This window comes from Pseudomonas sp. FBCC-B35, from assembly GCF_059133755.1.
Genome location: NZ_CP101439.1, coordinates 1,917,131 through 1,941,544, shown reverse-complemented (window position 1 = coordinate 1,941,544; position 24,414 = coordinate 1,917,131). Strand labels below are relative to the sequence as shown.

Sequence of the window (24,414 nt, the reverse complement as noted above, 5' to 3'; positions counted from 1 at the left end):
GCTTAAGTGATACCGGGCCCCTCTGACGGTTGCCAGCCGCCATGTCGGATCACTGTTGCCACGCAACGTCGACCGACCAGGAGGGGCTCATGACAGCTCTGCACACCTTTCTCACCACACCTTTTCTTGGCACCAGCGCTTGGCTATGGCTGATCTTCGTCGCCATCGTCGTCGGCTTGCTGGTGCTCGACCTGGGCGTGCTGCATCGCCATGACCGTGAAATCGAAATGCGCGAAAGCCTGCTGCTGTATTCGGGCTATTTTGGCGTTGGCGTGCTGTTCGGCGTTGGGGTTTGGTACTACCTGGGCGCGCAGCCGGCGCTGGAGTTCTACACGGGGTTTCTCGTCGAGCAGTCGTTGTCGATGGACAATGTCTTCGTCATGGCGATGATCTTCAGCTACTTCGCCGTTCCCAGGCGGTACCAACACCGCGTGTTGTTCTGGGGCATTCTCGGTGTGGTGGTGTTGCGCGCCATCATGATCGGGGTAGGTGCGGCCCTGGTGCAGAACTTTGCCTGGGTACTTTATATCTTCGGCGCTTTCCTGCTTTTTACCGGCGTGAAGATGGCGCTGTCCAAGGAAGGCAGCCAACCGGACCTGGCCAACAATCCGATTCTGAAGTTTGTACGGCGGCACATGCGCGTGACCGATCAGATCCACGGCTCGAAGTTTTTCGTGCACATCACGCCCAGCGAGGGCAGCCATGCTGTGCGCCACGCTACGCCGCTGTTCCTTGCGCTGGTTTTGATTGAACTGGCCGACCTCGTCTTTGCCGTGGACAGTGTTCCGGCAATATTCGCCATTACTCAGGACCCTTTCATCGTCTACACATCCAATATCTTTGCCATCTTGGGCCTGCGTTCGCTTTACTTTGCCTTGTCGGCACTGATGCACCGTTTCGTGTACCTGAAATATGCGTTGGCGCTCGTGCTGATCTTCATCGGTTGCAAGATCTTCTACCACGGCTTGATTGGCAAGGTGCCCGCCCTCTTGTCGTTGGGTGTCACGTTCGGACTGCTGCTGGGCGGTGTGCTGGTGTCGCTGATAAAAACACGTGGTCAGGGCAAGGCTGCGATTACTGAGTCGGATCAAGCGACTGGAACCACTGGGCATAAGGAGTATTGACCGCCATGCGCCGGTTGAAGTCCGGGCTCCCGTCGGCCCACCAGACAGGACCCCGCTCACCCAGCGCCACCTTTGCCGTCTGAACCTGGGCACGGGCGCGGGTTAACTGATCGGGATCGTTGTCGGCTTTTGCGTCCTTTACAGCTCTGCGGGCGTCCATCAGGGCATGCACCCAGTGCTGACGCTCAGCCTCGGACAGGGAGGGGTCGGTACAGCGCCACAACCGCCCCCGGACAACGAAATAGCGGCCGTCCGGGGTCGTGGGGTAACGCTGGGCAGGCATTACTTGGCCAGCCAGTTTTCCACTTCATCTGCGCCGTGTTCTGCCTTCCATGCCTTGAGCTTGGTGTGATTGCCACCTTTGGTCTCGATGACTTCACCGGTGTGAGGGTTCTTGTACTGCTTGACTTGCCGAGCACGACGCGGCGCTTTCTGGGACGCAGCAGGCGCAGCGGGACGTTGACCGTTTTTCGGATCGAGCAGGTTGACGATGTCGCGCAAACTGTATTCGTACTTGGCCAGCAGATTTCGCAGTTTGGTTTCAAACTCGATTTCTTTCTGCAGCTCAGGGCTACCTTTCATGGCTTCCAGCTCTGCAAGTTGGGCAGCCAATTTCTGTTCCAGTTGTCGAAACTCTGCAAGACGAGACATGGGGACGTTTCCTTTTCAGTACGACGGGCAATAAAACTTCAGTAACTTGTTAGTGCAGTCGAACATACGCTTGGTTCAACCCGCTTGACTAACTAGACCGCATTACCGTCTGTCCGTCAAAGAAAATGTTAGTGCCCTGCAAGCGGTCTGTTGCGCACACCCAGCGGAGACTGAATCATGCCCAACCCGTTCCCCAGCCTTCTTGGCTTGTGTATCGCCAGCGCCCTGCTCGCCGGTTGCTCAGGTGCCAAAACCGCATCACCCGTACACACACCCGGCGCCCCAATAAAACCCGGGACGCAATGGCTTGAAAAAGGCGCGGCGCTGTTACAGTCCAAACCACCCATTGAGGCACTCAATGCCTACCTGGACGGCTTTCACTTCTATAACGGCCATCCGGATATTCAAATGGAAGCGCATCATTACTGTGCGATCCTCAACGAAGACGTCATTCAGTGCGTGATCTACGATGGCAGCACGGCCACGGCCAAGATCATGGGCGTGGAGTACATCATCGATCAGAAGTTGTTCGCCCGTTTACCCGACAAGGAAAAAGCCCTGTGGCACAGCCACGGTTATGAAGTGTCCTCTGGCCAGTTGGTGGCGCCCGGTATACCTGCGCCTGCCGAGCATGCCTTGATGAAACGCCTGGCCACCACCTACGGCAAGACGTGGCATACCTGGCATACCGACCAGGACAAGTCCCTGCCGATGGGCGTGCCCCAACTGATGATGGGCTTTACGGCAGACGGTCAGGCAGACCCTGCAATGGTCGAGCAGCGCAATCGTCGCCTGGGCATCGATACCACCCAGACGCGCAAGCAGCGCGCTGACATCGACATTCCGACGCCTGACACCGGCGCCGACAGCTGGCAGAAAGGCGTCGTCATTCAGTTGGATGACCCTACGGGCGCGCATCTGCACAAACCTGCCACCACTACGCCTGCCGGTACCAACAGCCGTTCGGCCCGTTGAGCCTGGCGGGGTGACCACAGCAATCAGCGTTGGGCCGCTGAACCCGACGCAGGCAGGTGCTTGCCGATCTCGTACTTGCCGATCGCAGCCCGGTGTACTTCATCGGGCCCGTCGGCCAGGCGCAGCGTGCGCTGCATGGCGTACATGTAGGCCAACGGAAAGTCAGCGCTGACCCCCGCGCCACCGTGCAACTGGATCGCCCGATCGATCACGCGCAGCGCCACGTTCGGTGCTACCACCTTGATCTGGGCGATTTCGCTGCGGGCCACCTTGTTGCCCACCGTGTCCATCATGTAGGCCGCTTTGAGCGTGAGCAGTCGTGCCATGTCGATGTCCATGCGCGAATCGGCAATCTTGTCGACATTGCCGCCCAGGCGCGCCAGTGGCTGACCGAACGCAGTCCGGCCAACCGCGCGCTTGCACATCAGTTCAAGGGCCCGTTCGGCCATGCCAATGGATCGCATGCAATGGTGAATGCGCCCAGGCCCCAGTCGGCCCTGGGCGATCTCGAACCCCCTGCCTTCTCCAAGCAGCACGTTCTCCAATGGCACCCGCACATTTTCGAACACCACCTCGGCATGGCCATGGGGGGCGTCGTCGTAGCCGAACACCGGCAAAGGCCTGAGCACCCTCACACCGGGGGTATCCATCGGCACCAGAACCATCGAATGTTGTTGATGCCGCGGGCCGTTCGGGTTGGACAGGCCCATGAAGATCAGCACCTTGCACCGTGGGTCACAGGCGCCGGAGGTCCACCACTTGCGGCCATTGATGACCCATTGGTCCCCTTCGCGCACTGCTGTGGCCGCCATATTGGTGGCATCTGAGGACGCCACATCGGGCTCGGTCATGGCGAATGCCGAGCGGATCTCGCCCCGCAGCAAAGGCTCCAGCCACTGCTGCTTCTGCGCGGCCGTGCCGTAGCGCACCAGCACTTCCATGTTTCCCGTGTCCGGTGCCGAGCAGTTGAACGGCTCCGGGCCCAGCAATGAACGGCCCATGATCTCTGCCAGTGGGGCGTACTCCAGGTTGGTCAGCCCTGCACCGTACTCGGATTCAGGCAGAAAAAGGTTCCACAAGCCCTCCTCGCGCGCTTTGGTCTTCAACGACTCCATGATGGCGGTAGGCTGCCAACGATCGCCTTCGGCCACCTGGCGGTCGAATACGGACTCGGCAGGATAGACGTAGGTATCCATGAATGCAGTCACGCGCTCGCGCAGCGCTTGCACCTTGGGCGAATAGGCGAAATCCATTGGCGGGTTCCTTCGGGTCGAATGACATGAAGCAAGCCTAGGGCAGGCATGGGTCATCCACCTAGTCTATTTTCGGCGTGTATTAACATTCATAACCGATATATGATCAGCCGATAATTCCAAGAACGAGCGGCGCTCATGAACCTCAGCAAGGTCGATCTCAACCTGTTCATCGTCTTCGATGCGATCTACACCGAAGCTAATCTCACCCGTGCCGGGCAGATCGTCGGCATCACCCAGCCTGCCGTGTCCAATGCATTGTCCAGGCTGCGGGAGACCTTCAACGATCCGCTGTTCGTGCGCACCGCCCAGGGCATGGTGCCGACACCCATGGCGCAAAACATCATCGGCTCGGTCCGCAGCGCCCTGGCGTTGCTGCGCACCTCAGTGCAGGAAAGCCGAACGTTCAATCCCCTGCAAGCGAGCAAGACCTTTCGCATCAGCATGACCGACCTGACCGAGGCCGTGATCCTGCCGCCGCTGTTCCAGCGTCTGCGTCGCCTGGCACCTGGGGTGCTGATCGAGAGTTTCCTGTGCAAGCGTCGAGAAACGACCAAGGAGCTCGCCGCGGGACGACTGGACTTCGCCATCGATGCCCCTCTCAACACCGACCCTCAAGTGCGGCACATCAAGTTGATGCAGGACCGCTACGTCTGCGCCCTGCGCCAAGGCCACCCGCAGGCCGACAAGGCATTGAGCCTGGACGCGTACCTTGGCATGACCCACATCCACATTTCCAGCCGCCGCAACGGGCTGGGTTACGTGGACCTTGCGCTGGGCAAGATGGGCGTACAGCGCAAGGTTGCCCTGCGCTCACAGCATTACCTGATGGCCTCGCAAGTCTTGCAGCAAACCGACATGGTGATGACCGTGCCAGAGCGTTTCGCCCGCCGTCATCAGCTGTGCTACAAGCCCCTGCCTGTGGAGGTGCCTGCGTTGGAGACGCACCTGTACTGGCATGAAAGCACTGATCAGGACCCCGCGAACCGCTGGATGCGCGAGCAGATCACAGAGTTGTGCCAGCGAGTAGTCAGCGAAGAGGAACGGTCTCTGCGCGGTGCGTGAAGAAAAACCGTCTGAAGGGTCGTGGCAAGCACGGGAACATTTTTTCCGTTATGCCTGAGCGGGAGAAAGCTTTTGCAAAATGGTCTTAAAAAGCCCTGATTTAGAGCAAAAGTCTCTTCACAGCGCAGTTAATCTTGTTCAGGCACCCTCGTTCTCTTGCCAATGGACCTGCTCATGACTGACGCCCCGCTCTACTTCGATTACGCTGCCACCACCCCGGTCGACGATCGAGTGATCGAGACCATGCTTGCGTGCCTGGGTCGGCATGCCCATTTCGGTAACCCGGCCTCGAGCGGGCATGTCTACGGCAAGGCAGCGCGTGATGCAGTCGAACTGGCCCGTGAGCAGGTGGCCGAACGCGTGGGGGCGTCGCCGGCGTCGCTGGTATGGACATCCGGGGCGACCGAGTCCAACAACCTGGCGCTCAAAGGGATCGCACAGGGACTGGGCCAGCCTGGGCATCTGCTTACCAGTCAGCTAGAGCACAAGGCCGTTCTGGACACAGCGGCCGAACTGGAGCGCCAGGGCTGGACAGTGACGCGACTGCAACCGGACCGATCAGGCCTGATCCATCCCGCCATGGTTCAGGACGCGCTGCGCGCCGACACGCGCCTGGTGTCGCTGATGGCGGTGAACAATGAACTGGGAACGGTGACCGACATCGCTGCCATCGGCGAGCGGGTGCGGGCGCACGGCGCCCTGTTGCACGTGGATGCCGCCCAGGCGGTTGGCAAGCTCGACATCGACCTGGCCGGCCTGCCCGTTGACCTGATGTCCTTCTCAGCCCACAAGGTGTATGGCCCCAAGGGCATCGGTGCGCTGTTCGTCGGCTCCCGGGCCCGCGCCGGCATGCGTGCGCAGCTGCATGGCGGTGGTCACGAGCAAGGCTTGCGCTCCGGCACCCTGGCGACGCATCAGATCGCGGGCATGGGCAGCGCGTTTGCCCTGGCGGGTCAACCGGGCGACGGCGAGTACCAGCGCTTGGCACAGTTGGCCACGCGCCTGCGCGAGGGTCTATTGGCACTGCCCGGCATTACGCTCAACGGCTGCGCAACCCAGCGCGTGCCGCACACCTTGAACCTGTGTATCGAGCAGGCGGGGTTCAACAACGCGGCGCTTGCCACGCAACTGGCGCTGTCGACCACCTCGGCCTGCAATTCGGCGAACAATGCGGCATCCCACGTCCTGCTGGCCCTGGGGCTGGACGAGCGCCGTGCCCGTAACAGCATTCGCCTGAGCATCGGCAGGTTCACCACAGAGGCAGAGGTAGACAAGGCCATTGCGGTAATGGCCTCGGCATTGAAGACGGCCAGCGCTGCACTGTGGTGAATCACGCCAGCCGGGCATGCCTTTACAGGAAGGTGAATACCTGGGAGGCCGGGAGCCGCGATTTGCTCAACCCGGCATTGAAGTCGGTTTCACTGCGATAGCCCAGGCTCAGCAGCACTACGCTGGTGAAGCCTTGTTCGCGCAACCCCAGCTCGGCATCCAGGCGCTGGCTATCGAAACCTTCGATGGGGGTAGCGTCCAGGCCCAAGGCAGCCGCGCCCAGCAAGGCGGTACCCAGGGCAAGATAGGTTTGCTTTTCCATCCAATGCTGCAGGTCCTTGCGCTCGTAACGGTGCAGGTCGGCGTAGTGGCGCCGGCTCTTGTCCTGAGCCGCCTTGGCCTGCTCATCCCGAAAACGCCCGTCGAGTGCTTCCTGGGCGAGCACGGCCTCCAGGTGCACCTGGGTCATGTCGGTACGCGCGCAGAAAACGATGACATGGGAGGCATCGCGCAATTTGGGCGAGTTGTAGGCGTAGTCGGTGTCGGTACTTGTGGTCAGGCGGGCTTTGGCAGTGTCGCTCTGGGCGACGACGAAATGCCAGGGCTGGGAATTCACCGACGATGGGCTGTAGCGCAATTGCTCAAGTAAGGCATCGACCGTGGCTTGGGGAATTTGACGCGATGCATCATAGGCTTTGGTGGTGTAGCGGCGCTTGGCCAGCGAGACGGTATCCATGGGCAATTCCGATCGTCGAGAGGAAAGAAGTGCCCATGGTATCTTTCCTGCCACAAATAAAAACCGGCACAATCGAGCAACACTTTCACCCACGGAGTGACAATGCTGCGCCTTGCCGACCTCGAACTATTCGTACGCAGTAGCGCACTGGGCAGCTTCACCGCAGCTGCCCTAGAAGCGAACCTGTTACCCGGCCAGGTGGCAGCGGCCATCAAGCGGCTGGAGCGTGACCTGGACGTGCGCCTGTTCGTTCGCACCACCCGCAGCCTGCGCCTGACTGCCGAGGGCGAGCGCTACCTGCCGACCGCCGTGAACGTGCTGGAAAGCCTGCGCCGCGCTCATGACGATTTGCACGGCAATGCCACCGCCCTGCGTGGCACCTTGCAGGTTTCCGCGCCCTCGGACCTGGGCCGCAACATGCTGCTGCCGTGGCTCAGCGCATTTCGCCGGGAACACCCGGCCCTGCACCTGCGCTTCATGCTGTCCGACCAGATTGCCGACCTGAGCCGTGATCCGGTGGACGTCGCCGTGCGTTACGGCCTGAATCAGGACGCCAACTACATTGCCCTCCCCCTGGCCGACTGGAACCAGCGCGTGCTGGTCGCCTCGCCCGATTACCTGGCCCGCCACGGCCGACCCCAGACACCCGAAGCACTGCACACTCATGCCTGCTTGTTGTACATGCAGCACGGACGGGTGTACGACAAGTGGCAACTCGGCCAACGCACGGTGCACGTGCAAGGGCCACTGGTCAGTGATGATGCCGATGTGATTCGCCGCCTGGCGGTACTTGGCGAGGGAATCGTCTACAAGTCGTGGCTGGATGTCAGCGACGACCTGGCCTGTGGCAGACTGGAAATCGTCCTGCCTCAATGGCCGGGCGAGCCGACGCCGGTCACGCTGGTATGTCCGCACCGCAAGCAGCTCACGCCCGCCGTCACGCAACTGCACCAGTGGCTGCGCCAGCGGTTCGACGCACTGCAGCCGGCAGCCAGGCTCGGCAGTTGCACAAATCTTCCAGACACCTGGAACCGGGGGCATTAGGCTCGTGATACAGCCCCCGCATCAGCGTGCACACAGCGAGCTCCCATGAGTAACTGGATCGACCTCAAGCAGGACGCCGAGACCGGCATCGAGTCGATCCGCGCGCATTTCGTCGGTCATGCCTACGATCCCCATTGGCACGACAGCTACCTGGTCGGTGTGACCGAGCAAGGGGTCCAGCAATTCAATTGCCGTCGGGTCAGGCACCGCAGCGTGCCGGGTCAGGTCTTCATGCTTGAGCCTGGGGACCTGCACGATGGGCTTGCGCCTACTGAAGACGGTTTTACCTACTCTACGCTCTACCTGGAGCCGGACTGGCTGGAGCAGCAGTTGCGCCTGCTGTTCGAACACGCGCCCCGTGATGCCTTGCCCAGTTTCGCCGACACGCTGACCCAGGACCTGCAGCTCGCCCAAACCACCGCTTTTGCCTTCAATGCACTGCATGCAAACGAGCTACTCATCGTCAGGCAGTCGGCCACCGACGCCCTGCTCGCCTGCCTCACACGCCACCTGCACTGGCGCAAGCGGGTCGACCCGGACCCGCGCCTGCCGCTCACGGCGCAACGGGCCCGCGATTATCTGCATGACAACCTCGCACGGGATGTGGGCCTCCAGGAGCTGGCAACAGCCTGTGGTATCGACCGCTATCGCTTGACCAGAGCCTTCAAGGCGGCATTCGGGCTTGCCCCCCATGCGTACCTGATCCAGCTGCGTCTGGCCAGGGCCCGGCGTTTGCTCGCCAGCGGAGCCAGCCCTGCAGACGTAGCCGTCACCTTGGGCTTTGCCGATCAGAGCCACCTGGGCCGCTGGTTTCGGCGGGCTTATCAACTCACGCCGGCACACTACCGCAAACGCTGCTCAATCCTTCCAGACTGATCCGATGCAGATGGCGAGCATGGTGGCTGATCTCAAGGAGCCCCTGCACATGACGCATTCTTTCCTGCCATTTATTGCATTTGCCCTGGTTGCCAGCATCAGCCCGGGCCCGACCAATCTGCTTATCCTCGCCCAAGGTGCGCGTCACGGCCTGCGCAGCACACTGGTACCCATCCTGGCGGCTTGCCTGGCCGCTGCGGCCACCGTATTGCTGGTAGGCATGGGGCTGGGCCAATGGTTGACGCGTCACCCCCAAGCCCAGCATCTGATGATGTGGGGCGGGGTGTTGTGGTTGAGCTGGCTGGCTTGGCAACTGCTGCGTAGCGCCGGCGACACCGGCGCGGCAGCCCAGGTGCGGGCGTTTACGGCAGTGGACGCGGCAACGTTGCAGGTAATCAACCCCAAAGTGTGGCTGATGGCCGTGGCCGTGATCGGCGTGTTTGCCGCGCCCGGCCTGGCGGTGTGGCAACTGGCGCTGCTGTTTCTGGTGATCGCCCTGCCGTGCATGACGCTGTGGGCGGTGCTGGGCGCAGGCAGTGCGGCCTGGCTGCAAACGCCACGCCGCATGCGCTTATTCAACCGAGCCCTGGGCGGGCTGCTCTTGCTCTCAGCGTGGGCTGCGGTACTGAGCTGAGCAGCCTTGCTGGCCTGTAAGCCACACTCAATGCGTCAGCGCGTCGCGAAAGCGGCGGGTACTGCCGACTGCCAGCAACAAGCCGACCACTGCCACGCTGCCGCCGACCAGGCCGATATTGGCCACGCCCAGGTAGCTGCTGACGATACTGCCCAGCAACGCCCCCCCGCCGATGCCAATGTTGTAGATGCCGGAGAACAACGCCATGGCCACATCCGTGGCGTCGGAAGCCAGCTTCAAGGTGCGTGACTGCAACGACAGGCTGAAGCTCAAGATCGCCACACCCCAGCACATGCTCAGCACAGCAAATGCATTGAAGCTGCCGGACAAGGGCAAGAGCAGCAGCAAGCAAACTGCCAGCATGCCGATCGAACCCACCAGAAAACCCTGGGGGAAACGGTCGCTGTAGCGGCTGAACAGGAACGAGCCGACCACGCCAGCGCCGCCAAACAACAGCAGGACCAACGTGGTGCGTTCACCGCTGATCTGCGCGACATGCAAGGCGAACGGCTCGATATAGCTGTAGGCGGTGAACTGCGCGGTGATCACCAGCGTCACCAGCAGGTAGGTGATGACCAGCGCAGGCCGCTTGAACAGTATCGGCAAGCTGCGCAACGACCCCGAGTTTTGGCTCGGCAACAACGGCAGCGATTTCATCAGGCACAGCATGGTCGCCAGCGCCACGCCGGCGATGCTCAGGAAGGTGACGCGCCATCCCAGCGCCTCGCCCACCACGCGCCCCAGGGGGATGCCGAGCACCATCGCCAGCGTCGTGCCGGTGGCCAACAGGCCCAGCGCCTTGGCCTGTTGTCCAGGCGGGGCGACGCGCACCGCCAGCGAGGCAGTGATCGCCCAGAACACGGCGTGCGCCAGGGCTATGCCGATGCGGCTGAGCAGCAGCATCGCAAAACTCTGCGACAGCCACGACAGCAGGTGGCTGACGATGAACACCAGAAACACGAACAGCAGCAGGCGCCGCCGCTCGATGTTGCGGGTCATCAGCATCATCGGCAGTGATGCCAGTGCCACGACCCAGGCGTAGATGGTCAGCATCAGCCCCACTTGCGCAGTGGTCATGTCGAAGCTGCGGCCAATGTCGCTGAGCAGCGCCACCGGGACGAACTCGGTGGTGTTGAAGATGAAGGCGGCCAACGCCAGGGCGATGACGCTCAGCCAGCTGCCGCCGCCTACAGTGGGTGGCAAATGGTCAGGTAGGGGTCCGTTCATGGCGTGAAACCGGTTCTCCACAGGCAAGGCAAGACCACGCACGTCCAGCCCCGGCAAGGAGTGGTATGAGCGTGTGTCTTATTAAAATTGGGGACGCAGGCATGGTACGCGTCATGCTTGGGCCTCACAACCGCCGTACCGAAGGAGTACCATGCGCAATCTCGGATACTGGCGCACATCAAGGAGTTCCACCCACTCATGGACAAGCAGCATCCCCAGCAGCAATGGCAGCAGGCCGTTATCACCTACGCCCAGGCCGTCAACGACTATGTCGCACAAGGCCGTGCGCACGGCTGGGACCAGCTCGAAGAACCCCGGCACCCTGCCACCGAGCACTTGCTGGACGCCTGGCGCGCCGCCTTGCGCACGGTCAATCAGCCGGCTGTCGAGGAGCACCAGCGCCAGACGTTTCGCCAGGCCTGGCCGCCAGCCCATGCGCCCTTGTTGCCCCTGCTCGATACGCACGGCCAGGGTATCGCCACGTTACTGCTGCTCGACGACGGCAGCCTGCTCGCACGGATCGGCATGCCTCACGAGAAAGGCCAGGTGGTGCGTATCGATGGTTACAGCGTGACACCCATCATCGGCGTCGAACATTTCGGCCGGTGCCCGGCTCGGCGCTTCTTCGCCCTGGCCAATGCCGAGGGTGTGCGCGTGACCGATGGATGGGGCGGCCCACAGGTGCGGCGGCTGGCCTGGCCTACCGGTTTGGAGGGGTTGCCCAAGGGCTATCCGTTCGAGCCTTTCGACCTGCCCCCCGTTGCGACTGCCTTGATACCGTTCCCCGACGGGCAACAGGTGCTGCTGGTCAGCGACGAGGGCATTTTCGTGCTATCCGAGCAGGGCGCGAGCCGGCTGCTGCCACGCCAGGAGCAGGTCGAGCAAGCGCTGGCAGAGGGCACGGACCCCGATGACATCATCCTTGGCCTGAGCATGGCCCACGGCGCTGTTTCGCCTGACGGCAAGCGGGTCGTGGTGGGCGAGCAAGCCAACCGACACCAGGTGCTGGACCATCGGTTACGGCCTGTTGCCAGTATCGGGCCGGCCAGCGAATACCCGCACTACGCCCTGTTCAACCGCGCCGGGGACCAGTTGCTGCTCAATGCCTGTCACTTCTACAGCGGCGCATCGCTGGCCGTCAGGGTGAGCGACCTGGAAGGCCTGGACACGGATTACTACAGCCAGGACCCCCGCACGCCGGTGGTGCAGGAAGGCGCACGGGTCTATGCAGGCGTGGCGCGCCAGGACGAGTACATCGTCGGTGATGCCTATGGTTATCTAAGGGCGTTCGGGGAAGACGGTAGCGAACGCTGGCAGCACTATCTGGGTTCGACCATCAGCGCGATGGACATCAGCGAGGATGGGAGAACCCTCGTCGCTGCAAGCCATGCGGGGTTCATCTCGGTGATCGCGCTCGACCGTGGCCGACCCGATTGGCAGATCGGCACAGGCCCGCATGGTGAGGTCCGGCGCTGGCTGTTCTGGAGAGGTGGAGAGAAGCCGCTGGCCTGGTAAGGCCAGCAACAGGACCTGCACCGGCTGCCCCGGAGCAGGTCAATGGCTGATCAGGCCTTGAGGGTCGCCATGTCGATCACGAAGCGGTACTTCACGTCGCCTGCGATCATGCGCTCATACGCCTCGTTGATGTGGCGGATGTCCAGCATCTCGATGTCGCAGCGAATGTCGTGCTTGGCACAGAAGTCCAGCACCTCCTGGGTTTCTGCGATACCGCCGATCAACGAGCCGGCCAGCACGCGGCGCTTCATGACCAGGTTGGCAGCATGCAGCGCAGGCTCGATCGGTTCGATCAGCCCGACGAGGATGTGCACGCCGTCGAAGGTCAGGGTTTCCAGGTAGGGATTGAGGTCGTGCTGGACAGGGATGGTGTCGAGCAGGAAGTCGAAGCGACCGGCAGCGGCTTTCATCTGCTCGGCGTCGGTGGACACGATCACATGGTCTGCTCCCTGGCGACGCGCCTCAGCGGCCTTGGCCTCGGACCGGGTGAACAGCGTGACTTCGGCACCCAGCGCCTTGGCTAGCTTGATGCCCATGTGCCCCAGGCCACCCATGCCAAGAATGCCCACCTTGTGGCCTGGGCCTACACCGTGGTGCTTGAGCGGTGAATAGGTGGTGATACCGGCGCACAGGATAGGAGCGGCGCTAGGCAGGTCCATGCCTTCGGGGATGCGTACCACGAAATGCTCGCTGACCACGATGCTGCTGGAGTAGCCACCCATGGTGTTGCTGCCATCGACGCGATCGGGCGTGGCGTAGGTCATGGTCGGGCCTTCGAGGCAGTATTGCTCGAGGTCCTTGGCGCAGGCCGCGCACTGACGGCAGGAATCCACCATGCAGCCGACACCGACCAGGTCACCGACCTTGTGGCCGGTGACCTGGGCGCCTACTGCCGTCACGCGGCCGACGATCTCGTGGCCGGGCATCAAGGGATAGACCGCAATGCCCCATTCGTTGCGGGCCTGGTGGATGTCCGAGTGGCACACCCCGCAATACAGGATGTCGATGGCCACGTCATCCGGGCGCGGGCTGCGGCGCTCGAAGGTCATGGGTGCCAGCGGGCTGGTGGGGGTTTGGGCGGCGTAACCGATAGCGGTATACATGGAGACCTCGCGGTTAAGTGAAACGGTTCATGTGAAGCATTTTGTTCCTAGAGAGGGACATTGCCCACCGCAGATTCTCCGGAAGCCTTGCCTGATTCTCCGAAGCTGCTGGTGAAGACCACGCGCGGCGGGCATAATTCGACTCCCCATGCTGTCCGATTCTCTGCCCCGGTGCTCCATGCAACTGACCCGTCACGTAGACGCCAATGCCCCGCTTTGCACGCTCATACGTCGCCTGGCACTACGCCCAGGGTTCGTGTCCACCCATCTGCCCCAGGTACAAGTGCTGAGCTGGGACCACTACGTGGCCAGCAGCCCGCAGATCTACGAGCCGAGCCTGATGATCCTGGCCCAGGGCAGCAAGCTGGCCCGCCTGGGGCCCCGCACGCTCGAGTACGGCGCCGGGCATTACCTAGTGCAGGCGCTGTCGGTCCCTTTCATGTGCGAGACCTTCGCCACGCCCGATGTGCCCTTGCTGGGCGTGGCAGTCGCGATCGACCGCGCCACGCTGAGCGAACTGGTGCAGAGCACCGGCCTTGCCACGGATGGCCCGGTACAGGCTCAGACGCCCCAGTCGATGACCTCGGCCGCCCTCGACGCGCCCATGCGCGAGCGGGTCGAGCGATTGCTGGAGTGCCTGCAAGACCCTGTGGACGCCAAGGTGCTGGGGCCGGCCCGGGTACGCGAAGTGCTGTACGCCGCTTTGCGTGGCCCACAGGCCGGGGTACTGAGAGCGTTGGTCGAGCAGCAGGGCCATTTCGCCCGCATTGGTGCTGCATTAGCCCACCTGCGCGAGCACTACAGCGAGCCCCTGAGCGTCGAGGCTCTGGCTGGGCGAGCGAACATGAGCGTCTCCACCTTCCACGAGCATTTCAAACGCTGCACGGACATGGCGCCTATGCAGTACCTCAAGCGCCTGAGGCTGCTGAAGGCACAGCAGATGCTGATCGGCGAAGGAATGGGCGTGGCACAGGTCGCCCATCGGGTGGGCTACCAGAGCACGTCGCAGTTCAGCCGCGAGTACAAACGCCAGTTCGAACGCAGCCCCGGCGAAGAATTGCCCTATCAGAGCCTACCGGTGTGAGCCCGGCGGGCTCAAGAATGCGCCCCCATCCCCTAGTGCCCAGCGCGCCAGTGCCTGGTAAGCGCCCTTTCGGGACTCGTAAAGTACACATTCCCGGGCGCTGACAAAGAACTCCGGTGGCGAGCTGGCTTCAGGGGGCTGCCCGTGAAACTCGCGAGACAGCGTCAAGTGCGGGCGAAAGCTGCGGTCTGCCACGGCGATCCCCAGGGGCAGCAGCGCCTGTTGCAGCCCATAGACCAGTTGAAGAAGCGCCGCAGGCGTATGCTGCGCCTCAAGCACCAAGGCACCGGCCTTCTGCCACACCTGCAAGCGATCGAGCACCAGCCTCGGCGCCTTGTCGGGCAGCACCAATTGGTCGACGGCAGCGCACACAGACGGCACCTGAGCCGCGTCGACATTGCCCAAGAAGGCCAGGGTGACATGGAAGTTGGCGGCTGGCACCGGCTTGCCGCTGCGCAGCGCCAGGCTGCGCCGCCACTGGGAGACATCGCGGCGCTGGGCATCACTGACCGGCAGGGCGAAAAACAGCCGCTTGAAGGGGCTGGCGCTGGAGCGTGTGTCCTGAACCATAAGATCTCCTGAAGGTGAAACCAGGGTCGCGGACTGTGCAACGCGACACCGAATCGGCCGGACAGTTTCGTAACAATCAGTACAAACTGCTGCGACGATTGTTTATGCTGGCGGGCTTATGCCATGCGCATGGCCATTTTTCGACAAGTAAACGTCCATGAAAATTGCACTCGTTCTGCTCTTCGTCTTCTCGATCGCCTACGTTCACCTGCGCGGTCGGGTACGTCACAAGCTGACTCGCCAGCTGGGTGACCATTCCAGTTTCCTGGCCCCGGTCAACAGTTTCCTTTACTTGTTCTCGAAACATCCAGCCAAGCCCTACCTGCCGGTTGAAGCCTTCCCCGAGCTACAACCGCTGCAGGAACACTGGCAGGAGATCCGTGAGGAAGCCCAGCGTTTACTCCAGGTGGGTGAAATCAAGAAGTCCGATAATTACGACGATGTTGGCTTCAACTCGTTCTTCAAAACCGGCTGGAAGCGGTTTTACCTCAAGTGGTACGGCGAGAGTCATCCGTCGGCCATGACCCTGTGCCCACGCACCACACAACTGCTGCAAGGCATCGGCACCGTCAAGGCCGCCATGTTCGCCACCCTGCCCCCTGGGGCCAAGCTGGTTCGGCACCGCGATCCCTATGCTGGCTCCTACCGCTATCACCTGGGCCTGGACACTCCCAACGACGACGGCTGCTACATCGACGTCGATGGCGAGAAATATTCGTGGCGCGATGGCCAGGGCGTGGTGTTCGACGAAACCTACATCCACTATGCGGCTAACACCACCGAGCACAATCGCATCATTCTGTTCTGCGATGTGGAGCGCCCCCTCAAGTACCGCTGGGCCACGGCGTTCAATCGCTGGTTCAGCCGCAACGTCATGGCCGCTGCCGCTGCACCCAACGATGCGGGGGACAAGACCGGCGCCATCAATCGCCTGTTCACCCGTATCTATCGCATCCGCGAACGGGGCAAGGCGCTGAAGAAGCGTAATCGCATGCGTTACTACCTCGAGAAATGGGCAGTGGTCGCCGCGTTGGTGCTGGTGTTCATCTACATCTGAGGCTGCACATGATCAATATCCGCCCCATGACGCCAGACGACTTCGAGCGCTTCTGGCCTACGCTACAGGCGGTGGTTCAGGCGCGGGAAACCTACGCCCTTGACCCCGACATGACTTTTGAGCAGGCCCGGCATCTGTGGCTCGAGCTGCCCCGGCACACACTGGTGGCCGAAGCCCAGGGCGAGCTCCTGGGCTCCTACTACCTCAAGGCCAATGCCGGCGGACCAGGCAGCCACGTGGGTAATTGCGGCTACATGGTGACCGAGCAGGCACGTGGCCGAGGCGTGGCGCGCCTGATGTGCGAGCACTCACAGAAGCTGGCTCGCCAGGAAGGCTTTCTGGCGCTGCAATTCAATTCGGTGGTTGCCAGCAACGAGGTGGCGATCGCCTTGTGGCACAAGCTGGGCTTCGAAACCGTCGGCCGCTTGCCCAAGGCCTATCGGCATGCGCATCTGGGGTTGGTGGATTGCCTTGTCATGTACAAATGGCTGGCTGATGAGCCAGTCACGGAAAAGCCTGCGCTGCTCATTGGGCGCAAGAACATCGAAGCGCGCGTAGCGCGTCGCAAGGGTCGGTAGGCAGTACAGGCGCAGGGGCGTTAGGGCCGGATGCGTGCAACGGCCCTGGGCGATACGAGCGAGGTGCGCATGCCAAGGACAGCCTTGCTCAGCGCATGAGTTATAAGATAACGTTGCGATCTTCGTTTTGATACGTGATGTCCATGCCCCCTGCAATCCTGCCAACGCCCCTCTCCCATCAACGCCTGCAGAGCATCGACGCCCTTCGCGGTTTCGTCATGCTGATCATGCTGCTGGACCACGTCCGCGAAACGTTTTTCATGCAGCATCAGGTCAGTGACCCGATGGCAGTGGAAACCACCGACCCGGCGTTGTTCGTCAGTCGCACCCTCGCCCACCTGTGCGCGCCCGTCTTCGTGCTGCTTACCGGCTTGTCTGCCTGGCTTTATGGCGAAAAGCGGCAGAGTCGCAGGGAAGTCTCGTCATTCCTGTTCAAGCGCGGGCTGTTTCTGGTAGTGCTGGAGCTCACCCTAGTGAACGTTGCCTGGACATTCCAGGTGCCGCCGACTGTGATCTACCTGCAAGTGATCTGGGCCATCGGTATCAGCATGATGGCGCTGTCAGCTTTGATATGGCTGCCCCGGGCTGGTCTGCTCGCTGTTGGGCTGGCCATCATCGCCGGGCACAACCTGCTTGACGGCGTACACTTCGACGCCACATCCCCTTGGCATGTGCCGTGGGCCATCGCGCATGACCGTACCTGGCTCGACATCAGCGCCACACTGCGTCTGCGCACATCCTACCCGGTACTGCCCTGGCTCGGCGTCATCGCCGTTGGCTACTGGCTGGGCCCTTGGTTGCACAGCGCCTGCACGCCGGCACTGCGTCAACGACGCCTGCTACAGGCTGGGTGCGGCGCACTCCTGGGCTTTGTCGCGCTACGCGTGATCAACGGCTATGGCGAAGCGCACTGGAGCATTCACCCTGCGCTGACGCAGACGCTGATGAGTTTCTTCAACATCACCAAGTACCCTCCATCACTGCTGTTCCTGATGTTGACCTTGGGCGTTGGGCTGCTGTTGCTGCGCGCATTCGAGCGCGCCGGGCACCCGCGCTGGATCGCAGTGCTGGCGATGTTTGGCGCAGCCCCGATGTTTTTCTATCTCCTGCACCTGTACGTGCTCAAACTGCTGTACCTGAGCGCAGTGGGCGTGTGGGGCGCCAACCAGGGCGCCTACTTCGGTTTCGAGACCATTGCCGCAGTCTGGCTGACGTCGGCCCTGCTACCGCTGATGCTCTACCCACCTGTGCGCTGGTTCGCCCGGTTGAAGGCGCGCAGGCGTGACTTGGCGTGGCTGAAGTATTTCTAGGCGCTAAATCAGCCCCTTAAAGCGTTTCACCCGGCGGCGCGATGGTCTACCATGCGTGCCCCCCGGTTTCCACCGCTCAAATCAATAGTGAATCCCGCGTTCGTCTTGCGCGAGCCACCGGGAACTGCCCAACAGGAGATCGTCCTGCATGCTGCCCCGTTTCGCCACCCTGCTCGCTGGCCTTGGCATTGCCGGCTTGGCTCAGGGTGCACCTACCGCGTATCCGCTGACGGTCGACAACTGCGGCAAACCCCAGGTGTTCGCCCAAGCCCCCCAACGCGTGGTGACGATTGGCCAGGCAGGCACCGAAATGCTGTATGCGCTGGGCTTGGCCCCCCGGCTGGCCGCGTCATCGCTTTGGTTCAATGACGTATTGCCCGATTACCAGGCGCAGGACGCCAAGGTCCCTCGGCTTGCCGACAACGAGCCCAGCTTCGAGGCGGTAGTGGGCAAGCGCCCGCAGCTGGTGACGGCCCAGTTCGAGTGGATGGTGGGGGACCAGGGTGCGGTGGGTACGCGCGAGCAATTCAATGAGCTGGGCATCGCCACCTATGTGCTGCCGTCGGATTGCGAAGGCAAGGACAACCGGGTGGGCGCCGACGGCACGCGGCTGCAAGCCTTCCAGGTCGAAAGCATCTACAAGAGTGTCAGTGAATTGGCCAGCGTCTTCGATGTGCAGGCTCGTGGCGCCGCCCTCAACGACGAGCTCAAGGGCCGCCTGGCCCATGCCCAGGCGCAGCTGGCAGGCGTTGACCTGTCCACTATCTCGGCGCTGTTCTGGTTCTCCAGCGCCGATCTGGCCACCGACCCGTACGTGGCAGGCCGCCAGGGCGTTGCGGACTTCATGTTGCGTGCCCTTGGCGTGCGCAACGTGGTGAGCTCCACCGAGGAGTGGCCAACCGTGAGCTGGGAGACATTGGCCAAGGCCAACCCGACCTGGCTGATCATTGCACGCATGGACCGCCGCCGTTTTCCGGCCGACGACTACCAGAAAAAACTCGATTTTCTGCGCAATGACCCTGTGACGCAGCACATGGACGCCGTCAAGCATGGGCGTATCATCGTGCTCGATGCCGAGGCGATGCAGGCGGGCATTCGTTTGTTCCGCGGCGTGCAGACGCTGGCCACGGCCTTCTCCACCGGCGTCGCAGCGCAGTGATCAAGCGTCTGGGGCTGACCTGCGCCGCACTGGCGGCCCTGCTGGGCGCGCTGTTGGCGGGCACTTCAATCGGTGAAAACCCGCTGTCATTGGGCCTGGTCGGCCAGGTACTGGCCAACCATGCTTGGCAGGCGGGCTACCCGGTCGACCCCATCGACGCCGGTGTCGTGTGGAACTACCGGCTGACCCGCAGCCTTGTCGCGGCGGCCTGCGGCGCAGGGCTGGCCACCTGCGGCGTGATCCTCCAGGCGTTGCTGCGCAATCCGCTGGCCGAGCCCTATCTGCTGGGCCTGTCGGCAGGCGCCTCAACAGGTGCAGTGCTGGTCGGGCTGCTGGGCCTGGGCAGCATGACGCTGAGCATGTCAGCCGGGGCTTTCATCGGTGCCCTGGCCGCCTTCGCACTGGTGCTGCTACTGGCGCGCGCCGCGAGCCCGGGCGGCATTGGCGCTCACATCATCCTGGCTGGGGTTGCCGGTTCACAGTTGTTCAATGCCGTGACGGCGCTTCTTATTACCAAGTCGGCCACAGCCGAACAGGCCCGCGGCATTCTGTTCTGGCTGCTGGGCAATCTCAGCGGCGTGCGCTGGCCTTCGGTCTGGCTGGCCGTACCAGTTGCCCTATTGGGCCTTCTGGTTTGCCTGTGGCAACGCCGAGCGCTGGACGCTTTCACCTTCGGCGCCGACTCGGCAGCCTCCTTGGGGGTTGCGGTACGGCGCACTCAACTGCTGCTGATCAGCTGTGCAGCCCTGGTGACCGCCGTCATGGTCTCGATCGTCGGCGCGATCGGTTTCGTGGGCCTGGTCATTCCCCATGCGCTACGCCTGCTGCTCGGGCCCGGTCATGACCGCCTGCTGCCGGCCAGTGCCCTGGGCGGGGCGCTGTTCTTGATCACCGCGGACATCCTGTCGAGGACGCTGATCGCCGGGCAGGTCATCCCCGTGGGGGTGGTCACGGCCCTGATCGGTGCGCCAGTGTTCGCAGTTATCCTGGTGGCCCGTAGGGGGCGCGCGTGACCGCCATGGCGCCCATGCAGCTCGCCCCAGTGGGCTGCCAGGGCATCAGCCTGCACCTGGGGGGCCGCCCGGTGCTCGACGGGATCGACCTGACGGTGCACGTCGGCGAGACCCTGGCCATCGTCGGGCCAAATGGCTCGGGAAAGTCGTCGCTGCTCAAGGTGCTGGCAGGCCTGCGTAAGCCGGCCACTGGCACCGTGCAACTGCTGGGCAAGTCGCTCTCGCGCCTGCCTCGCCGAGCGGTGGCAAGGTCATTGGCACTGGTCGAGCAGCATGCTGACACGCTCGATGCCATTCGAGTCTTCGACGCTGTGGCGTTGGGCCGTATCCCCTGGTTATCGGCCTTGGCGCCGTTCGGTGAGGACGACAAGGCCATCGTCGAGCATGCGCTGACTGATGTGGATGCACTGCATTTGCGCAGCCGCCTGTGGGGGTCGTTGTCCGGTGGCGAGCGCCAGCGCGTTCACATCGCTCGGGCCTTGGCGCAACGCCCCGCAGTGCTATTGCTGGACGAGCCGACCAACCACCTCGACATCCAGCATCAACTGGGCCTGTTGCAGCAGGTGCAAGCATTGCCGGTCACGACCTTGGTGGCCTTGCATGACCTCAATCAGGCATTGACCTGCGACCGTGTGGCGGTATTGAACAACGGGCGACTGGTCGCACTGGGCAAACCGCTGGATGTGCTCACGCCCGCTTGCTTGCTGAGTACCTTCGGCGTTCACGCACACGTGCTCACCGACCCGCTGGACGGCGCTCAGGTATTGCGCTTTCGCAGCGCGTGAGCGCCTGCGTATCACGCGCCACATCGTGAACATCGAGTAGGCCGACGGTAGTGCGTGTTGAATACGGGCGGCGACAGCGAGGCCGCCGCGCGCCCCTGTCAGCGGTCAGTGAACGGTATCGGCCGCCGTGCGGCACCATTGCGCCCGCTCCTGGCCAGTGAGCGAGCCAGACAGTTCGATGAACGTGGCTTCCAACTCCGGTTCGACGTGGCCGGCCACCTTGATGCGACTCAACAGGTATTGCCTGACCGTCCTGGGCCACCTGCCCTCTCGGTGCGCGGCATTGATGATGCAGGCGGCATCCTGGCGGGTGGCGCCACGCCAGATGTCCATCAGGCGGTTCTGGAAATCGTCGAACGACCAACCGTCTGTGCGAACCTCGAATTCATCCAGCAGTTTCAGTTTGTACAGGGCCATGTGCGGCATTGTCACTCTCCCTCTGCGGCTGTGAAAAGTCCGTGCACGAGGAAGCAAACCATCACCTGCCTTGTAAGAAAATGAACGCGTGGTCCATCACACCTGCGTCAATGTAGGACATGTCCGAGCGCCTAACGCAGCCGCAGGTCCATGTGGGTCGTCTGCCAGATCGGGTCGTCCTCAACGTCTAGCAGGGTGAAGCCCTGCCGCTCCCAGAAGCTGACGGCGCCCGGCAGAAATGGGTGGGTGTGCAGGTAAAAACGGTCGATTTCATCGATTGCCGCCTGTGCTTTCAAGGCCCCGAACAAGCGTGCCGCCACGCCAAGCCGGCGATAGGCAGGCAACACGAACAGGCGCACGACCTCGGCCACACGCTGGTCACCGTAGTCGAACTGCGCAAAGCGGTTGTCATAGGGCAGGTAGCCGATCACGCCCACCAGGTCTGCGCCCGCCCGTGCTTCGAGGAAGGCGCCGGCGCCTTGCAGATAGACATCATCAAACTGTGCAAGGTCGGGAGGTAAAGGCGCTTTGGCAAGCATCGGGAACAAGTCCCGTCGCGCGGCCTCGACAAAGGCCACGACCTCGTCACGGCTTTCGGGGGTCACGGGGCGCAGGGTAAGTTCAGGCATGGGGCAACCGTTGCAGTCAAAGGCCTGGTTCTACCGCAGCCAGCCCGGCAAGGCAAATGCAACGCTCGTCCCGGACGTGCGCGCACCCGTATAATCGCCCTACCCCACAGCCCATTCAGGCCAAGCCATGCCTCGCTTCCCGAAGTTGCTGCTCATGTTTGCGCTCACCGCCGCGGTCACGGCATGCGACCAGAAACCCTCGCGAGAAGAACAGATCGTTGCCCAGTTGCCGCTGCAGGAGGCTTATGACCACAACATTCAGCGCATGGCCGTGCTCCTTGCGGGCAAGCACCCTGACGTGAGCCAGACCCGTATCGAACAGGTCCTGCGTCGGCACCTGACGGTTGACGACCAGCGTCAGGACCTGTTCCGCTTGTACAGCGAACAGAACTTCACCGATGCCGAATTCGCCAGTATCGTCGGCGCCTTGCAGGACCCCGCCAAGGCCCGCGCCTTGGAAAAGACACCGCAAGGCAAGCGGTTGAGTGAAAAACTCACGGCACTGATGCAGCAAACCGCCGCAGATGCCAAGGTACAGGCGGTGGCTGAACAGCGCATGCAGGACGTGGAGGCTGAACTCAAGGCGCTTGAAAAAAACGCCCCCTGAGTGACACTCGCGCTACGCGACTGCCAATGAGCATTCCTTGCCATTCGCCGCATTTGATGATTCCGAGGTCAGGATTGCCTAACACCAAGCATGGATTGCGACTGGACCTGCGCAGGCTCATTCTGGTGCTCTGCGCACTCACCGCACTGGTGATGCTGTGCGCCAGCTATTTTGCCAGCTACCGCGTCCAGCGGCAGTTGCTGATCAATCACGCACTGGAAGCGAACCGGGTGTACGCCACCAAGTTGGCCACCATCACCGAAACATTCATCGGTAACGCCTTGCAGCAACTGCAGTTCAGCGCAGGTGTACAAGGCCGACAATTGAGTGACGCCGTGGCCTTGCAGGTTGAAACAGACCGCGTGCTGGCGCAGAGCATGGCGTTCAATTCCACGTTCGTGATCGATGCCGACGGCACATTGTTGTCAGTTTCCCCTGCGCCGCTACGGCACCTGGTGGGCGGGCGCATGCGCTCCCCAGGCGTCGACGAAGCGCTGCACCTGCGGCGTGCGCTGGTCTCGACCCCGTACGTCTCTGCCGCCAACAACCTGGTGGTCACGCTCTCGCAGCCGATCATCGACAAGCAAGGCCGTTACCTGGGCTACGTAGGGGGCACCCTCTACCTGCGCGAACGCAATATCCTCAACAGCCTGCTGGGCGAGCATTTCTACAAGGACGGCTCATACCTCTATGTAGTCGACCACCAACGACGCCTGCTCTATCACCCTGATAACCAGCGCGTCGGTACTGTCGTGCAGGGCAATGCTTTGATCGATCAGTTGCCAACACTGCCCAGCGGCACCGTGGCGCTCACCAACAGCCAGAACGTCGAGATGCTCGCAGGCTTCGCCACCGTGCCCAGCGCCCGCTGGGGCGTGGTCGCCCAGCAACCACTGTCACGCACCGTGGCGCCGCTCAATACCCTGGTCCTCAATGTGATAGGTACATCAGCGCCACTGGCGCTGGTCGGCAGCCTGCTGCTCTGGTGGCTGGCATTGGTCATCGCTCGGCCGCTCTGGCAGCTCGCCGCAAGTGCACGGATGATGGACAGCGCCAACACGGCCGAAGACTTGCATCGGGTGCGTGCGTGGTATTTCGAGGCGGCTGAGCTCAAGCGAGCGTTGTTGTTCGGCCTGAACCTGCTGCACGAACGCATTGGCCGCCTGAACCGCGAAGCCCAGACCGACCCCCTGACAGGGCTGATCAATCGCCGCGGGCTGGAATTCAGCCTGTCGTTGCTGGAGGCCGAAGGGCGGCGCTTTTCAGCCATCGTCATGGACGTGGATCATTTCAAACGGATCAACGACGGCCACGGGCACGACACCGGCGATGCCGTGTTGCGACAACTGGCCCATTCGATGCGCCGTTGCTGCCGGGAAGGCGACTTGCTGTGCCGTACTGGCGGGGAGGAATTTCTGATGCTCTTGCCCGGTGCGGATCTAGCTGTGGCAGCCAGTGTGGCCGAGCGCCTGCGCGCGACCATCGGGGACACCCCGGTAGCGCCGGTGGGCGCCCTGACTGTGTCGCTTGGGGTGGCGCACTGGGAGGGCACAGGCGATGCGGCCGGCACGTTGGCCGCGGCTGACAGAGCGCTGTATCTGGCCAAGCAAGGTGGGCGCAATCGCGTTGTCGTGGCCTAAAGCCCCGATCGCCGCGGTCGTTTCTGGCATCCGAAGGTCGTCCTCGACAAAGCGACTCGTAAGCGGGGCCGATCTACTGACAACCATAACTAC

26 protein-coding genes are annotated in these 24,414 nt (G+C 62.6%); 17 read left to right on the top strand and 9 right to left on the bottom strand.

What is annotated here, in order from left to right; all coding sequences use genetic code 11:
- Positions 1–89: 89 nt before the first annotated feature.
- Positions 90–1,124, top strand: coding sequence for a TerC family protein (locus NMB38_RS08925; protein ID WP_059183119.1), 1,035 nt, complete (start codon positions 90–92; stop codon positions 1,122–1,124).
- Here the strand turns inward: NMB38_RS08925 and NMB38_RS08920 are convergent.
- Positions 1,075–1,407: an amidohydrolase family protein gene (locus NMB38_RS08920; RefSeq protein WP_080992879.1), complete on the bottom strand. Its 333-nt coding sequence runs from the start codon at positions 1,405–1,407 to the stop codon at positions 1,075–1,077. The genes NMB38_RS08925 and NMB38_RS08920 overlap by 50 nt on opposite strands.
- Complete coding sequence (locus NMB38_RS08915) at positions 1,407–1,775, bottom strand: histone-like nucleoid-structuring protein, MvaT/MvaU family (protein WP_023536121.1); 369 nt, start codon at positions 1,773–1,775, stop codon at positions 1,407–1,409. The genes NMB38_RS08920 and NMB38_RS08915 overlap by 1 nt, the downstream gene beginning before the upstream one ends.
- Positions 1,776–1,952: 177 nt before the next feature.
- Between NMB38_RS08915 and NMB38_RS08910 the strand changes: the two genes are divergently transcribed.
- A complete protein-coding gene (locus tag NMB38_RS08910; RefSeq protein ID WP_128610587.1) occupies positions 1,953–2,750 on the top strand; it encodes an OBAP family protein in 798 nt (265 codons plus the stop codon).
- Positions 2,751–2,773: 23 nt separating this feature from the next.
- Here NMB38_RS08910 and NMB38_RS08905 read toward each other — a convergent pair whose 3' ends face one another.
- Positions 2,774–4,003: an acyl-CoA dehydrogenase gene (locus NMB38_RS08905; RefSeq protein ID WP_027914679.1), complete on the bottom strand. Its 1,230-nt coding sequence runs from the start codon at positions 4,001–4,003 to the stop codon at positions 2,774–2,776.
- A gap of 138 nt (positions 4,004–4,141) precedes the next feature.
- On the opposite strand from NMB38_RS08905, the gene NMB38_RS08900 reads away from it, so the two are divergent.
- Together NMB38_RS08900 and NMB38_RS08895 are read left to right on the top strand one after the other, a co-directional pair.
- Complete coding sequence (locus NMB38_RS08900) at positions 4,142–5,068, top strand: LysR family transcriptional regulator (protein ID WP_490805855.1); 927 nt, start codon at positions 4,142–4,144, stop codon at positions 5,066–5,068.
- Positions 5,069–5,242: 174 nt separating this feature from the next.
- Entirely contained in the window at positions 5,243–6,397 is a 1,155-nt protein-coding gene (locus NMB38_RS08895) for a cysteine desulfurase family protein (RefSeq protein ID WP_441344764.1), read from the top strand.
- Positions 6,398–6,419: 22 nt separating this feature from the next.
- Here NMB38_RS08895 and nfsB read toward each other — a convergent pair whose 3' ends face one another.
- Complete coding sequence (nfsB, locus tag NMB38_RS08890; protein WP_027914676.1) at positions 6,420–7,073, bottom strand: oxygen-insensitive NAD(P)H nitroreductase; 654 nt, start codon at positions 7,071–7,073, stop codon at positions 6,420–6,422.
- Between the two features lie 102 nt (positions 7,074–7,175).
- Between nfsB and NMB38_RS08885 the strand changes: the two genes are divergently transcribed.
- The 3 genes from NMB38_RS08885 to NMB38_RS08875 are packed head-to-tail and all read left to right on the top strand — an operon-like array spanning position 7,176 to position 9,627.
- Positions 7,176–8,117 carry a LysR family transcriptional regulator gene (locus NMB38_RS08885; protein ID WP_049696172.1) on the top strand — a complete coding sequence of 314 codons (942 nt, stop codon included), beginning with the start codon at positions 7,176–7,178 and terminating at the stop codon, positions 8,115–8,117.
- Positions 8,118–8,162: 45 nt separating this feature from the next.
- Positions 8,163–8,993, top strand: coding sequence for an AraC family transcriptional regulator (locus NMB38_RS08880; RefSeq protein WP_027914674.1), 831 nt, complete (start codon positions 8,163–8,165; stop codon positions 8,991–8,993).
- 49 nt (positions 8,994–9,042) lie between these two features.
- Complete coding sequence (locus tag NMB38_RS08875) at positions 9,043–9,627, top strand: LysE family translocator (RefSeq protein ID WP_494355004.1); 585 nt, start codon at positions 9,043–9,045, stop codon at positions 9,625–9,627.
- Positions 9,628–9,654: 27 nt separating this feature from the next.
- Here NMB38_RS08875 and NMB38_RS08870 read toward each other — a convergent pair whose 3' ends face one another.
- Positions 9,655–10,854 carry a sugar transporter gene (locus NMB38_RS08870; RefSeq protein ID WP_028686967.1) on the bottom strand — a complete coding sequence of 400 codons (1,200 nt, stop codon included), beginning with the start codon at positions 10,852–10,854 and terminating at the stop codon, positions 9,655–9,657.
- A gap of 198 nt (positions 10,855–11,052) precedes the next feature.
- Between NMB38_RS08870 and NMB38_RS08865 the strand changes: the two genes are divergently transcribed.
- Positions 11,053–12,369, top strand: coding sequence for a YncE family protein (locus tag NMB38_RS08865; protein WP_049696173.1), 1,317 nt, complete (start codon positions 11,053–11,055; stop codon positions 12,367–12,369).
- 50 nt (positions 12,370–12,419) lie between these two features.
- On the opposite strand, the gene calA is transcribed toward NMB38_RS08865, so the two are convergent.
- Complete coding sequence (gene calA / locus NMB38_RS08860; RefSeq protein WP_027914670.1) at positions 12,420–13,472, bottom strand: vanillin reductase; 1,053 nt, start codon at positions 13,470–13,472, stop codon at positions 12,420–12,422.
- Positions 13,473–13,650: 178 nt separating this feature from the next.
- On the opposite strand from calA, the gene NMB38_RS08855 reads away from it, so the two are divergent.
- A complete protein-coding gene (locus NMB38_RS08855; RefSeq protein ID WP_027914669.1) occupies positions 13,651–14,556 on the top strand; it encodes an AraC family transcriptional regulator in 906 nt (301 codons plus the stop codon).
- Here NMB38_RS08855 and thpR read toward each other — a convergent pair.
- Positions 14,545–15,126, bottom strand: coding sequence for an RNA 2',3'-cyclic phosphodiesterase (thpR, locus tag NMB38_RS08850; RefSeq protein ID WP_042139309.1), 582 nt, complete (start codon positions 15,124–15,126; stop codon positions 14,545–14,547). The two genes, NMB38_RS08855 and thpR, sit on opposite strands and share 12 nt — an antisense overlap.
- A 157-nt stretch (positions 15,127–15,283) precedes the next feature.
- Here thpR and lpxO point away from each other — a divergent pair, with 157 nt between their 5' ends.
- The 6 genes from lpxO to NMB38_RS08820 all read left to right on the top strand — a co-directional run bounded on the left by lpxO (position 15,284) and on the right by NMB38_RS08820 (position 21,028).
- The gene (lpxO, locus tag NMB38_RS08845; protein WP_027914668.1) at positions 15,284–16,183 is read left to right on the top strand and encodes a lipid A hydroxylase LpxO; all 900 of its coding nucleotides are present in this window, start codon (positions 15,284–15,286) and stop codon (positions 16,181–16,183) included.
- Positions 16,184–16,191: 8 nt separating this feature from the next.
- On the top strand, positions 16,192–16,761 hold the full coding sequence (locus NMB38_RS08840) for a GNAT family N-acetyltransferase (protein ID WP_027914667.1): 570 nt from the start codon (positions 16,192–16,194) through the stop codon (positions 16,759–16,761).
- 143 nt (positions 16,762–16,904) lie between these two features.
- Entirely contained in the window at positions 16,905–18,071 is a 1,167-nt protein-coding gene (locus NMB38_RS08835) for an acetyltransferase domain-containing protein (RefSeq protein ID WP_042139336.1), read from the top strand.
- Between the two features lie 148 nt (positions 18,072–18,219).
- On the top strand, positions 18,220–19,230 hold the full coding sequence (locus tag NMB38_RS08830) for an ABC transporter substrate-binding protein (protein ID WP_027914665.1): 1,011 nt from the start codon (positions 18,220–18,222) through the stop codon (positions 19,228–19,230).
- The gene (locus tag NMB38_RS08825) at positions 19,227–20,243 is read left to right on the top strand and encodes a FecCD family ABC transporter permease (RefSeq protein WP_028686965.1); all 1,017 of its coding nucleotides are present in this window, start codon (positions 19,227–19,229) and stop codon (positions 20,241–20,243) included. The genes NMB38_RS08830 and NMB38_RS08825 overlap by 4 nt, the downstream gene beginning before the upstream one ends.
- Positions 20,244–20,248: 5 nt before the next feature.
- Positions 20,249–21,028, top strand: a complete 780-nt coding sequence (locus NMB38_RS08820) for an ABC transporter ATP-binding protein (protein WP_033736756.1) — start codon at positions 20,249–20,251, stop codon at positions 21,026–21,028.
- A gap of 105 nt (positions 21,029–21,133) precedes the next feature.
- Here NMB38_RS08820 and NMB38_RS08815 read toward each other — a convergent pair whose 3' ends face one another.
- Complete coding sequence (locus NMB38_RS08815; protein ID WP_027914663.1) at positions 21,134–21,454, bottom strand: hypothetical protein; 321 nt, start codon at positions 21,452–21,454, stop codon at positions 21,134–21,136.
- Positions 21,455–21,576: 122 nt separating this feature from the next.
- Positions 21,577–22,074 carry a GNAT family N-acetyltransferase gene (locus NMB38_RS08810; protein WP_027914662.1) on the bottom strand — a complete coding sequence of 166 codons (498 nt, stop codon included), beginning with the start codon at positions 22,072–22,074 and terminating at the stop codon, positions 21,577–21,579.
- A gap of 127 nt (positions 22,075–22,201) precedes the next feature.
- On the opposite strand from NMB38_RS08810, the gene NMB38_RS08805 reads away from it, so the two are divergent.
- Together NMB38_RS08805 and NMB38_RS08800 are read left to right on the top strand one after the other, a co-directional pair.
- A complete protein-coding gene (locus NMB38_RS08805) occupies positions 22,202–22,681 on the top strand; it encodes a hypothetical protein (protein WP_027914661.1) in 480 nt (159 codons plus the stop codon).
- A 74-nt stretch (positions 22,682–22,755) separates the two neighbouring features.
- Entirely contained in the window at positions 22,756–24,321 is a 1,566-nt protein-coding gene (locus NMB38_RS08800) for a sensor domain-containing diguanylate cyclase (protein ID WP_027914660.1), read from the top strand.
- Positions 24,322–24,414: the final 93 nt, after the last annotated feature.